This is a genomic window from Winogradskyella flava, assembly GCF_014243395.1.
Taxonomy (GTDB): Bacteria; Bacteroidota; Bacteroidia; order Flavobacteriales; family Flavobacteriaceae; genus Winogradskyella; species Winogradskyella flava.
This window is the reverse complement of record NZ_JACLCP010000001.1, coordinates 1,148,297-1,162,105: the sequence shown is the minus strand read 5'-3', so window position 1 is coordinate 1,162,105 and position 13,809 is coordinate 1,148,297. Positions and strand designations below refer to the sequence as shown.

The window sequence follows — 13,809 nt, the reverse complement described above, 5'->3', positions numbered from 1 at the left end:
AAAGTTGAGGGCACTTTTTGGGCTTAACAATGGTTTAACCAATTAACTTAAATTTATTCTAATCCACATTATCGTGTAAAAATGAATTATTACTTCTTAGTTGAATATCGTCGTTATCATCGGTACCAACAGATAGTCTGGAAGCATTGGTTTCAGAGGAATGCTGTGCATCCTCCAAATTAACGCCTTGTCTCTTGTAAGCAGGTTCCTTTTCTATTTCGTCTATTTTAGCCGTATTGAACTTATAGTTAAAATCTTTCATGTGTTTTCTTCGCTCATCAGCACGTGCTTTAATAAGTTCAGAAATTGGACTGTTCATTGGGTCAATTGTATCCTCAATAAATTCCTCTGTCTCTTGTTCAGGAAGTGTTTTCTTTTCAAAAACAATTTCCTCTTTGACTTCAGCTTCTTTTGTATTAGTATTTATTGAAGATTCAAACGTTTCGAAATCATCTAAGGCATAGCGCTTCTCACCTTCTTCATTAACTTCTGTCACCGAAATAATTTCAACATGCTCATTGACATTTATATCCTTAACCTCATCATCTAAACTGAAGAACATTTTTTCTTCACTAGATTCTGTTATTTCAACGATATCTTGTGCTTTATTAGAAATTGGTAAATCAAACGTCAATGTAATTTGCTCTTCCTCTTGCTCTATGTCTAGTGTTTCGGCTTTGTTTTCAATTGGTGTTATGATAAATTCTTCAGGTTCTATTTCAACCTCAGCCTTAGTATCCAAAACCTCATCATATAACACATTCATATTTCGAAGCAAATCCGTAGTCGAAATAATATCCATATCATTATTGACATCTGATTCAATTTCATTGTCATCAATCAACACATGTTTTACAACTGGTGTTTCATTTTCTTCCTCTAAAACAATATCTGGTGTAATAATCGCTGGATCCTTTTCTTGAGTATCTACATTGTCTGAAGCATCCTCCAAAGCATGGATTACTTTCTTGGTTTCTGTATTAGAAATTTCGTTCTGTTGATCCAAATCAAAACCTGTCGCAATAATCGTAACTGCAATTGATTCTTCTAAAGATTCGTCCTCACCAACACCCATAATAATATTTGCGCCGTGACCTGCTTCATTTTGAATATGATCATTGATTTCACCTATTTCGTCAATAGTGATTTCTTGAGAACCAGAAACGATAAGTAACAATACGTTTTTGGCACCAGTAATCTTATTATCGTTAAGCAAAGGAGAATCCAAGGCTTTCATAATAGCTTCTTGAGCTCTGGTTTGACCAGAAGCAGTTGCCGATCCCATAATGGCAGTTCCACTATTACTCAATACCGTCTTAGCATCACGTAAATCAATGTTCTGAGTGTAGTGATGTGTAATTACTTCTGCAATTCCCCTAGAAGCGGTAGATAACACTTCATCTGCTTTTGAGAAGCCAGCTTTAAAACCAAGGTTTCCATAAACTTCACGAAGCTTGTTGTTGTTAATTACAACTAAAGAATCTACATGTGCTCGCAAGTTCTCTATGCCTCGCTGTGCTTGTTCGTTACGCATTTTACCTTCAAACTGGAATGGCATAGTGACAATACCCACAGTAAGAATATCTAACTCCTTAGCCATTTTCGCTATGATTGGTGCAGCACCTGTACCTGTACCTCCTCCCATTCCAGCAGTAATAAATACCATTTTGGTATTGGTATCTAACATTCTGCGGATGTCTTCTAAACTCTCGACAGCAGCTTGCTCTCCAACATCTGGATTAGCTCCTGCACCTAAACCTTCCGTTAAGTTGACACCTAGTTGAATTTTGTTTGGAACACCACTATTATGAAGTGCCTGAGCATCAGTATTACAAATCACAAAATCAACACCTTTTATACCTTGTTGAAACATGTGATTAATGGCATTGCTACCGCCTCCACCAACGCCAATAACTTTGATAACATTAGATTGGTGCTTTGGTAAATCAAATGAGATATCTCCAAATTCGTTACTATTACTCATACTTTTTGAGATTATGGGATTTTATATGTCTTGATTAATTAATTTCAATATCATTCTGCGTTGTCCAAAAACTCTTTAACGCGTTCAGTTAATTTGTCTAAAAACGAACGACGCTCTTTTACCGTTTGTTCGACAACAACTTCTTGCTCTAATTCAGCACTTTGTTCTAACTCTGCGGCATTAAAGATTTCCTCCTCGAAAGCTTCTGCTTTCTTTCTATCTTGACGCTTTAAGCCATCCATCACCAAACCAACGGCAGTGGCAAACAAAGGGCTAGCTATATCGTCATCACTATCTCCTGCCAAATGCTCGTTAGGATAACCTATTCTGGTATCCATACCTGTGATGTATTCTACTAATTGTTTTAAGTGTTTTAATTGGCTACCTCCACCAGTTAATACTATACCTGCTATCAATTTTTTCTTCTGTTCTTCGTGACCGTAATTCTTTATTTCAACGTAAACTTGCTCAATAATTTCCACGACTCTTGCATGAATGATTTTTGATAAGTTTTTTAACGTGATTTCTTTCGGTTCTCTTCCCCTTAATCCAGGAATAGATACTATTTCATTATCCTTGTTCTCTCCTGGCCATGCTGAACCAAATTTTATCTTCAATAATTCAGCCTGCTTTTCGATAATTGAGCAACCCTCCTTTATGTCCTCCGTAATTACATTTCCACCAAATGGAATTACAGCGGTATGACGTATGATTCCATCCTTAAAAACGGCTAAATCGGTTGTTCCACCACCTATATCTATTAATGCAACTCCTGCTTCTTTTTCTTCTTGACTTAAAACGGCATTTGCAGATGCTAAAGGTTCTAACGTGATACCTTCGAGTTCTAAACCTGAACTTTTAACACAACGTCCAATATTTCTAATTGAAGAGACTTGTCCTACAACAACATGGAAATTAGCCTCCAATCGTCCACCATACATACCAATAGGCTCCTTTATTTCTGCTTGACCATCAATCTTGAACTCTTGTGGTAACACATGAATAATTTCTTCACCTGGAAGCATTACTAACTTATGAACTTGGTTAATTAAACGATCAATATCAGATTCATCAATAACCATATCAGAGTTTGCTCTTGTGATATAATCACTATGTTGCAAACTACGTATGTGTTGTCCTGCAATACCAACTGTTACATCTTCAATTTTTTCCGAGGCCGCGGCTTCTGCTTCTTGTACGGCTTGTTGAATAGATTGAATGGTTTGTGTAATATTGTTAACCACACCTCGATGTACGCCCATACTTTTGGATTTACCTACGCCGAGAATTTCAACTTTACCGTACTCGTTCTTACGACCAATCATGGCCACAATTTTTGTGGTTCCTATATCTAAACCTACCGAAATGTTATGATTGTCCATAGTTTATGTTTTGGTGCAAATTACTTGTTTATCAAACTTCAGATTCACAAGCTTGTAATTATCTAATATCTTATCTTTTAGAGCTTTTTGATAAAAAGCTTTAAAATTATTAATCTTCTTTTCTAGCTTTTCTAAAGTTCCCAAATGAACTATAAAATCACTTTTTCTTATTTTAAAATCAATGGTTCTATCGTCATTCTGACGAATCTCAATGACATGCTTTTTTAAGAATTCATCTTCATCAACAGTTTTAGCAAACTGAAAAACTGTTTCAAGATTATTTTTCTTAATACTACCAGTAACTAGCGGTACTCTTGCGGCATAATTAGATGACAAAGGCATGTATGATCCATTATCATCAATATAATATGATGCATTTGTATTAACTCTTGCAATAGGTCGTTTTTGTTCAATTTCTGCTGAAAGCTCACCGTTTACTGACATAAACACTTCTGCTTTCTTTATCATTGAATTAGACTTTAGGGCAGTTTCTAACTCGTTCAAATCTATAATTTCTTTAGGTTGTCCCGTAACAGCCTCTTGATTTTGTATTAACAATTTACTAACAGTGGCGTCCGTAATGAACAATTTATTCTCTCCCAAGAATTGTATCTGTGGTTCAGTCACCTTTCTGTTATCATTTCTGTTCCTAGCAAACGCAAACAAACCAACCACCAAAAGCAGTAATCCAATGATTTTTATATAGTTATAGTTAATTCGCAAGACTAAAGGCTTCTTTAATATGTTTTACTTCCTCTCCAATATCCCCAGCTCCCAAAGTCAGTATTATTTGTGCACTGGACAATTTTATTTCATCTATTAGTTCTGATTTTGAAATCAACTTTTTACAGGGATTTTCTATCTTTTCCAATAACCATTTAGAAGTAACTCCCTCTATTGGCAATTCTCTTGCTGGATAAATATCCAAAAGCAATACTTCGTCAAAATTTGAAAGGCTTTCTGCAAATCCATCAACAAAATCTTTCGTTCTGCTATATAAATGTGGCTGAAAGATTACCAATACTTTTTTATTGGTATACATTTCTCTAACCGCTTGATAAACGGCACTAATTTCTTCAGGATGATGTGCATAGTCATCAATAAACACGAAATCGTCTGTTCTAATCTGATAGGTAAATCTGCGCTTTACACCTTTATAAGATGCTAATCCCTTAGCGAGCTGGTTGTGAGAGCAACCGTAATCGACAGCCATCGCTAAGGCAATTATTGCATTCGACAGATTATGTCTACCCGGTAGGTTAAATTCAAAATCTTTATATAATCCATTCGGTGTCTGCACATCGAACAAGTAACTTCCATTTAGTATTCTTACGTTTTGAGCGCTATAATCAGAATCGTCTTCAACGCCATAGGTTATCCCTTCTAGCGGTAATCCATTTTTAACAAAAAGCTTTCCGTTCGTCTTAATACATTCTGAAAAATCCTTGAAACTTTTTATGAGCTCCGAAGCATCGCCGTAAATGTCTAAATGATCTGCATCCATAGAGGTTATACATGCCAAATCCGGCGATAGGGTTAAAAATGAACGATCGAATTCATCGGCTTCAACGACAGTAACCTCTGTACCATTCAATATTAGATTTGAATTATAATTCTCACTAATTCCTCCTAAAAATGCCGTAACAGGCTCATTACAAAAATTGAGTAAATGGCCCAGGATACTAGTAGTTGTAGTTTTACCGTGCGTTCCAGCTACTGCAAGACATTTAGTCTGTTTTGTGATTTCGCCAAGAACAGCAGAACGCTTTAGAACCTTGAAATCATTGTTTCTGAAATAGGTTAATTCGGAATGACTATTTGGAATTGCAGGTGTATAAACCACCAACGTATCTTCCTTATTCAAAAACTTTGATGCGATTTCAGTAATACCGTCATTGAAATGAATATCTATTCCTAAATCCTCTAATGCCTTAGTGATATCAGATACCGTTTTATCGTAACCTGCCACCTGTTTTCCATTAGCTATAAAATAACGCGCCAAGGCACTCATACCGATACCACCAATACCGATAAAATAAACGTTATTTATAGTTTTTAGGTTCATTTACTTTTTTAATAGTTTTTCAACTTCGTCTACAATATCATTTGTTGCATTAACCAAGGCTAAAGCTTCAATATTTTTACTTAATTCGTTTCGTTTGTCTTCATTCCGAATCAATTCCGAAAATTGATTTTGGAATTCGGCATCAAGATCTTTTTCTTTAATAAGAACAGCACCATCTTTATCTGCTACAGCTTTTGCATTTTTGGTTTGATGATCTTCCGCGACATTTGGTGATGGGATAAAAATGGTTGGCTTACCAACTATGCACAACTCTGAAACAGAAATTGCCCCGGCTCTAGAGATAATGATATCCGCAGCAGCATAAGCCATATCCATATTATTGAGAAACGCATGTACCTGAACATGTTTTAACTCATTATATTGCTTGTATTGATCATAGTACAACTTGCCACATTGCCATATTAACTGAACATTTTGAGCTTCAAAAAACTCCAAGTTTGCTTCTATTAACTGATTAATTCGTCTGGCGCCCAAACTACCACCTAAAACTAATAGTATATGTTTACTATGTATTAATGTAAAAGCATCTTTACCTTGAATATGTTTTCCTTTAACCTCTAGTAAATCCTTTCTAATCGGATTACCGGTTAACTTTATCTTATCTTTGGGGAAGAACTTCTCTAAGCCTTCATATGCTACGCAAATGGTGTTAACCTTTTTCCCTAAGAGTTTATTGGTAATTCCTGGATAAGAGTTTTGTTCCTGAATAAGACTTGGTATGTTCTTAGAGGTTGCCACTTGCAGCAATGGCCCACTTGCGAATCCACCAGTCCCGATAACTACATCAGGCTTAAATGTCTTTATAATATTTCTTGAACGCATCAAGCTCGTCATTAACTTAAAAGGAAACGCCAAGTTCTTAAGTGTCAGTTTTCTTTGGATTCCTGATATCCACAATCCCTCTATCTCATATCCAGCTTGTGGCACCTTATCCATTTCCATACGATCTGATGCACCAACAAATAAGAATTCAGCATTAGGATAGCGCGACTTTAATTCGTTTGCAATTGCCACAGCAGGATAAATATGACCTCCCGTCCCTCCACCAGATAATATGAATTTATAATTGTCCATTAAATAGTCTCACTCAATATGTCCAAAGGATTATCGCCTTCAAATATTTCTTTTGCTTTAATCTCTTGTCGTTTTGCACTTACGCTTAGAATGATTCCTATAGCCAAACATGTCATCCAAATAGATGTTCCTCCACTACTGATTAGAGGCAAAGTTTGACCTGTAACTGGAAATAACTCTACGGCAACCGCCATATTAATTAAGGCCTGAAAAACAATAGGCAAACCAACTCCAAGCACTAATAGTTTACCGAAAACGGTATCTGATTTTTGGGATACTATAACTATTCTAAATAAAAGCCACGAATACAAAATCAATAAAAGCAGGCCTCCAATTAAACCATACTCTTCAATAATAATTGCGAATATAAAATCTGATGATGATTGTGGTAAAATATACTTAGTCGGGCTTTTACCAGGACCAAGACCAAAAACACCTCCTGATGCAATAGCAGTTTTAGACCGTTCTATCTGATAATCTTCTTCGGTATCCTCGGCATTTGAAAAATTTTCAACCCTACTCATCCAAGTATCTACTCTATTTGGCATAGCCTCAGGAAAAGCCTTAGCTACTAAAACGAATAAGATTAAGGACATTATACCTGTTCCTATTATTACTAATAGATATTTAACCGGATAGCCCCCAATAAATGTTAGCATCATTACCATAGTAAAAATGATGGCTGTTGTCGAAAAATTTGCAGGCAGAATTAATATTAAAATAAAAAAAACTGGAATCCAAAGTGGCAAGATCGTATCTTTAAAGGAAATTGATTTATCTCTTATTTTTGATAAATAACGTGCTACATACACCATTAAAACGACTGCAGCTAATGTTGATGTTTGAAATGACATATTTACCACAGGAATATTGATCCACCTGCTAGTATTGGTACCTGCTGAATTTGTAGATCCTTGTAAAATCGTAATTAATAACAATACTAAAACGACCGGAATCAATATAATTGATAGCCCTTTAAAATATTTATATGGAATTTTGTGTACAGCGAACATAATTGCAAATCCAAGAGACAAATGCATAAAATGCTTCACAAAAAAGGAAATCGTACTACCGCTCTCACCATAATCTGTCAAATTACTCGCCGCACTATACACTGGTAAAAACGAAAAAATTGCCAACAATGTAGCTATGGCCCAGATGGCTCTATCTCCTTTTATCTGTGAAAATATATTTCGCACGCTTAACCTTTTGTTTTATAGATGATCCCCTAATTCATCTTTACAGTTATTACTATAAATTACGTACTGCATTTTTGAATTGACGTCCTCTATCTTCATAATTCTCAAACAAATCAAAACTAGCACACGCAGGTGATAATAGCACATTATCCCCAGCATCAGCAACCTTATAAGCTATCTTAACCGCTTCACTCATATATTGTGTTTCAATGATAACATCTACCATGTTCCCAAAGGCTTTGAATAGCTTTTCATTATCAACACCTAGACAAATGATCGCCTTTACCTTTTCATTTACAAACGGAAATAATTCTTTATAATCATTGCCTTTATCTACACCACCAACAATCCAAACCGTAGGTGCATCCATGCTTTCCAAGGCAAAGTATGTTGCATTAACATTCGTGGCTTTAGAATCATTGATATATTGCACTTTATTGATTTTTAACACGTGCTCTAATCGATGTTCAACACCTTGAAAGTTCTCTAAACTCTCACGTATGGTTTGTTTTCTAATCTTGAGTAAATGCGCCACAGTAGAGGCTGCCATTGCATTCTTAATGTTATGTTTACCTTCTAATGTTATGTTGTCTGTTGGCATAATGATTTGATTGTTATCTATTGTTATTATTATCGTATTGTCTTTGTAATAGGCGCCTTCCTCAATTATTTTATTTAATGAAAAAGGCAATTTTTTAGATTGAATTTGAATGTTTTCGAGCCATTCCGAAATCACCTCGTCATCTGCATCATAGATGAAATAATCGTCTTCCGTTTGATTCTCTACAATTCTAAATTTTGAGGCGATATAATTTTCAAACTTGTAATCGTAGCGATCTAAATGATCTGGTGTGATATTCGTTAGAATCGCGACTTTTGGCTGAAATTCATAAATATCATCTAACTGAAAACTACTGACTTCCAAGACATAATTGTTATGATTTTCCTCAAGCACTTGTTTCGCAAAGCTGTCACCTATATTTCCTGCTAATCCAACATCTAATTCTTGTGTGAGCAAATGATGCGTTAATGTTGCCGTAGTTGTTTTACCATTGCTACCAGTAATAGCGACCAAGGTTGCATCCGTGTATATTGAAGCAAATTCAATTTCTGAAACTACTTTAATACCAGCCTCACGAATTTGTTTCACCAAAGCCACTTTATCAGGAATACCTGGACTTTTCATGACGATATCTGCACTTAGAATTTTTGATTCTGTATGCTGTCTATCTTCAAATTCAATCTCATTATTTAAAAGAACGTCTTTATATTTTTTTTTTATTTCACTTTTATCGGAAACAAATACATCGTACCCTCTTGCTTTTCCTAAAAGCGCAGTTCCCACTCCACTTTCTCCTCCTCCAAGAATTACCAAACGTTTCATTATCTAATTTTCAATGTCACAATGGAGATAATGGCTAGTAAAATGCCAATAATCCAAAATCGCGTTACAATTTTACTTTCGTGATATCCTGATTTTTGATAATGATGATGCAAAGGCGACATTTTAAAAATCCGCTTTCCTTCACCATACTTCTTCCTTGTGTATTTGAAGTAGCTCACCTGCATCATCACTGATAAATTTTCAGCCAGAAAAATGCCACATAACACAGGAATCAGCCATTCTTTTCTCACCGCAATCGCGATGACTGCAATAATTCCTCCAATGGTTAAACTTCCTGTATCACCCATAAATACTTGTGCAGGATAAGCATTGTACCATAGAAACCCGATCAACGCTCCTACAAATGCTGCTATATATATTGTGATTTCCTCAACTTGAGGGATATACATAATATCGAGATACTTTGAGAATATGATATTACCAGAAACCCAAGCAAAAATTCCTAGGGTAAGTACCACAATTGCTGAAGTGCCTGCAGCCAGACCATCAATACCATCAGTAAGATTTGCACCATTGGAAACTGCCGTAACAATAGTTATAGCAACCAAAATGAAAATAATCCAGGCATATTCTTCGAGATCTGGGTTTATCCAAGTAATTAAATCCGAATAATCAAATTCATTATTTTTTACAAAAGGTATTGTTGTTTTGGTGGACTTTTTTGCCACATCGAATAGCTGCGCTTCAGGCAAATTAGGATTTTCGGCAAGCAACGCTCTTTGCTCCTGTATTGGTAACTCCTCCTTTATGGTGACGTCATCATGGAAGTATAAAGTCAATCCAACAATAAGACCCAAGCCAACTTGACCCAACACTTTGAATTTTCCTTTTAGACCTTCTTTATCGTTCTTGAACTTTTTGATGTAATCATCGATAAATCCAATCGTTCCCATCCATAATGTTGTAATGATGAGAAGTATGACGTAAATGTTTTCGAGCTTGGCCAACAACAATACCGGAATAAGCGTCGCCAAAATGATGATGATTCCTCCCATAGTAGGTGTGCCAGCTTTTTCAACTTGCCCTTCTAAACCTAAATCTCTAATCGTCTCACCAACTTGCTTCTTCCGTAAAAATCGAATAATACGCTTACCATAAATTGTAGAGATCAACAATGACAAAATAATAGCTACTGCAGCTCTAAAGGTTAAAAAACCGAATAGAGACGCACCAGGAAACTGGAATTGTTGTTCGAGATATTCAAATAAGTAATACAGCATCTATTTTTGTAATTGTTTTAAAAATTCTTGTACCGTTTTATAATCGTCAAAATCAAAGCGCTCGCCTTTGATTTCCTGATAAGTTTCGTGTCCTTTTCCAGCAATTAGTATAATATCTTTTGGATCTGCCATTTGACAAGCTGTTTTTATGGCTTGTCTACGATCTGTTATGGATAAAGTTTTTTTGAAATTTTGAGGTTCAACACCTTTCTCCATGTCTTCAATAATTGTTTCTGGCACTTCGCTTCGCGGGTTATCACTGGTAAAAATGACTTTCGTGCTTAAAGCCGACGCGATATGTGCCATTTTAGGACGCTTTGTTTTGTCTCTGTCTCCGCCACAACCAACAATCGTAATCAATGCTTCATTCTTAGTTCTAATACTGTTAATAGTTTCCAATACATTCTTTAGTGCATCAGGTGTATGCGCGTAATCAACAATGGCTGTAATTTTCTCATCTGAGATGAAATATTGAAAGCGTCCTGAAACGTTATCGAGTTCGCTAATTAATCTTAAGATTTCATCTTTTTCTAATCCCAATAATTCGGCAGCTCCATAAATTGCCAATATATTATAGGCATTAAAGCTTCCTATTAAACGTGTCCATAATTCATTGTCATTGACCTTAAGTAGCAAGCCTCCAAATTCATTTTCTAATATTTGCGCTCTGTAATCTGCGTAATTTTTTAAGGCATAGGTATATTTCTTGGCTACTGTATTCTGAAGCATTACCAACCCATTCTTGTCGTCCATATTAGATAAGGCAAACGCATCTTTGGGCAGACCATCAAAAAATGCCTTTTTCACATCTCTATACTCCGCAAACGTATCATGATAGTCCAAATGATCATGGGACAGATTCGTGAAAATCCCACCTGTAAACTTGAGACCTTCTGTCCTACTTTGATGGATACCATGAGAACTTGCTTCCATAAAACAAAATTCCACGCCCTCATTATTCATCAACTTCAAGTATTGATTAATCGTTAATGAATCCGGAGTTGTATGCGTGGCTTTATACTCTTTATTATCTACCATAATTTTTACGGTAGACAGTAAACCCACTTTGAAACCTGCTTTTTTAAACAATTGATATAGAAGACTTGTCACCGTAGTCTTACCATTGGTTCCTGTGACACCGACCAGCTTTAAGTTCTCAGAAGGATGGTCATAATAATTCGCAGCCATATATGCCAATGCCTGATTAGAATTGTCCACTTCTATATAGGTTATACCATTATCTAAATGTTCTGGCAACTTTTCGCAAATAATAGTTTTTGCACCATCAGCAATGGCCTTATTGATGAATTTGTGTCCATCGTTTATGGTTCCTAAGATGGCAACAAAGACATCATTCTCCTTGATTTCTCGTGAATCGAATTCAATTTTATTTACGGATATACTCGTGCTACCAACCACAGCATTAATTGTAACCTTATACAATATGTCTTTTAGTATCATCATGATGCTTCCAGAACTATGGTTTGGTTTGGCCTTAACTTTTGGTGTCGTTCAACGGATTGTGTTTTAATGATTCCACTACCATTTAATTTTACCTTTACATCAACCTGAAGATTTTCTAATAAGGCAATAGCATCCATAGCTGGCATGCCAATAACGAGAGGCATAAGCTCTTTATACTTACGAGCATTCTCGTAGTAGGTTTCAAAATCTTCATCTACTACGTTATTGTTGAAATTCAATGCTTCAACCTCATCGACAATTGGAGTATCCGTGTATATTTTTTGAGCTATGCGCTTAAATACGGGACCGGAGACATCAGCACCATAATAGCCAACTTCAGTACTTGGCTTATGTATTACGACTATACAAGAATATTTAGGGTTATCAGCAGGGAAATACCCAGCGAAAGAGGAGATATACTTTTTATCTTCTTTCCATTCTTCATAATTGGCATAATCGGTTCGTGCTGTTCCTGTCTTTCCAGCCATGGAGAATGTTTCTGAATACATGCGTTTTCCTGTACCTCGAATCACAACATTCTTAAGCATATCCTGAATTTCAGCCAAAGTCTTATTTGAACATATTTTTTTAACCAAAACTTCCTTTCTAAAGACCTCTACATCCTTATCAAAAGATTTTACAGATCTAATAAATCGAGGTTTTATTAATTCACCATTATTAGCAATAGCATTGTAAAAAGCTAAGGTCTGAAGTGGTGTCATAGTAAGATTATAGCCATAGGCCATTGACGGTAATGCATTTCGACTCCAATTGGCAGCTCCGGGTCTTGGTATATCTGGTTTACCCTCACCAATAATTGATACTCCTAAGGGTTGATCCAACTTCCATTTACTAAGTCGATCCAAAAACTTTTTAGGATTATTTGAGTAATGGTCATCAATAATAGTTGCCATGCCAATGTTGGATGACACTTCCAAGGCCGTCGCAGCAGAAATTTTTCCATGCCCTGGACCAGAATCATTTATTAAACGACCGTAGAAATACTTTCTTCCATTTTTAGTATCAACAACGGTGGATGTATCAATAACCCTATCCTCTAGAGCAGCCATCATAGCCATAACTTTAAACGTCGAACCAGGTTCATGACTTTCGCCTACAGCATAATTGAGTCGCTCGTAATACGTGCCTTTAGATGTTTTAGCCAAATTGGAAATTGCTCTAATTTCCCCTGTTTTTACATCCATGACTACTACGCAGCCATGTTCTGCCTCATATTTTTCGAGTTGACCTAAAAGTGAGTGGTGAGCAATATCCTGTATGTTTACATCGATTGTTGTATAAACATCTAAACCATCCTTAGGTTCTACTTGATCAAAATCTGCAATAGGTTTCCACTGACCATTCCCGATTTTTTGTTTTAACCGTTTTCCTTTTACACCTCTTAAATATTTTTCACCAAAAGCACCATCTATACCAACTCTAGTAGCGTAATTGTTTTCATCTATCTTTTCGTAACCAATAGAACGTGCCGCAATTTCTCCCATAGGGTGTTCACGTCGCGTTGTTTGCTCTACGATTAGCCCACCCTTAATAGCACCCAGATTCAGCAATGGAAAATTACGCATGCGTATATAATCAGAATAGCTAATATTTCTTGCTAGCAAGAAGTATCTATTTTTATTTCTTCGCGCTTTTCTAATAATGTCTTTATAGTAAGAAGCCGATTTTCCCCTAAATACAGAAAGCGAATCTGCCAATACACCAATATGCTCATTAAATACTGCCTCTTTCGCTTGAATAGCATCAATTCTAATATCATATTTTGGGATAGAAGTTGCTAATAAACTTCCATCCGCTGAATACACATTCCCACGATTCGGTTCTATATCGAAATCCTTAACGGTCCTTTTTTCTGCAAGTGCTCGGTATTCGTCTCCTTGGATAAATTGAATCGTACACAACTTAAAAACCACCGCAATAGCAAACACAAACATGCAGCCTGCTACAAAGTACAATCTGTTTAATATGTTGGTT

The 13,809-nt window shown here is 36.0% G+C and carries 10 protein-coding genes; all 10 read right to left on the bottom strand.

Annotated elements, in window-relative coordinates:
* Positions 1–58 precede the first annotated feature (58 nt).
* The 10 genes from ftsZ to H7F21_RS05080 are packed head-to-tail and all read right to left on the bottom strand — an operon-like array spanning position 59 to position 13,769.
* Complete coding sequence (gene ftsZ, locus H7F21_RS05125; protein WP_185788137.1) at positions 59–1,984, bottom strand: cell division protein FtsZ; 1,926 nt, start codon at positions 1,982–1,984, stop codon at positions 59–61.
* Between the two features lie 50 nt (positions 1,985–2,034).
* Complete coding sequence (gene ftsA / locus H7F21_RS05120) at positions 2,035–3,366, bottom strand: cell division protein FtsA (protein WP_185788136.1); 1,332 nt, start codon at positions 3,364–3,366, stop codon at positions 2,035–2,037.
* A gap of 3 nt (positions 3,367–3,369) precedes the next feature.
* Entirely contained in the window at positions 3,370–4,089 is a 720-nt protein-coding gene (locus tag H7F21_RS05115; protein WP_185788135.1) for a cell division protein FtsQ/DivIB, read from the bottom strand.
* On the bottom strand, positions 4,079–5,431 hold the full coding sequence (gene murC / locus H7F21_RS05110) for a UDP-N-acetylmuramate--L-alanine ligase (protein ID WP_185788134.1): 1,353 nt from the start codon (positions 5,429–5,431) through the stop codon (positions 4,079–4,081). The genes H7F21_RS05115 and murC overlap by 11 nt, the downstream gene beginning before the upstream one ends.
* On the bottom strand, positions 5,432–6,526 hold the full coding sequence (gene murG, locus H7F21_RS05105; RefSeq protein WP_185788133.1) for an undecaprenyldiphospho-muramoylpentapeptide beta-N-acetylglucosaminyltransferase: 1,095 nt from the start codon (positions 6,524–6,526) through the stop codon (positions 5,432–5,434).
* Positions 6,526–7,725, bottom strand: coding sequence for an FtsW/RodA/SpoVE family cell cycle protein (locus tag H7F21_RS05100; RefSeq protein ID WP_185788132.1), 1,200 nt, complete (start codon positions 7,723–7,725; stop codon positions 6,526–6,528). Before H7F21_RS05100 ends, murG begins: the two co-directional genes overlap by 1 nt.
* Before the next feature lie 52 nt (positions 7,726–7,777).
* The gene (gene murD / locus H7F21_RS05095; RefSeq protein ID WP_185788131.1) at positions 7,778–9,109 is read right to left on the bottom strand and encodes a UDP-N-acetylmuramoyl-L-alanine--D-glutamate ligase; all 1,332 of its coding nucleotides are present in this window, start codon (positions 9,107–9,109) and stop codon (positions 7,778–7,780) included.
* Complete coding sequence (mraY, locus tag H7F21_RS05090; protein WP_185788130.1) at positions 9,109–10,350, bottom strand: phospho-N-acetylmuramoyl-pentapeptide-transferase; 1,242 nt, start codon at positions 10,348–10,350, stop codon at positions 9,109–9,111. The genes murD and mraY overlap by 1 nt, the downstream gene beginning before the upstream one ends.
* Positions 10,351–11,814 carry a UDP-N-acetylmuramoyl-L-alanyl-D-glutamate--2,6-diaminopimelate ligase gene (locus tag H7F21_RS05085; protein WP_185788129.1) on the bottom strand — a complete coding sequence of 488 codons (1,464 nt, stop codon included), beginning with the start codon at positions 11,812–11,814 and terminating at the stop codon, positions 10,351–10,353.
* Complete coding sequence (locus H7F21_RS05080) at positions 11,811–13,769, bottom strand: penicillin-binding protein (protein WP_185788564.1); 1,959 nt, start codon at positions 13,767–13,769, stop codon at positions 11,811–11,813. The genes H7F21_RS05085 and H7F21_RS05080 overlap by 4 nt, the downstream gene beginning before the upstream one ends.
* Between the last annotated feature and the right edge of the window lie 40 nt (positions 13,770–13,809).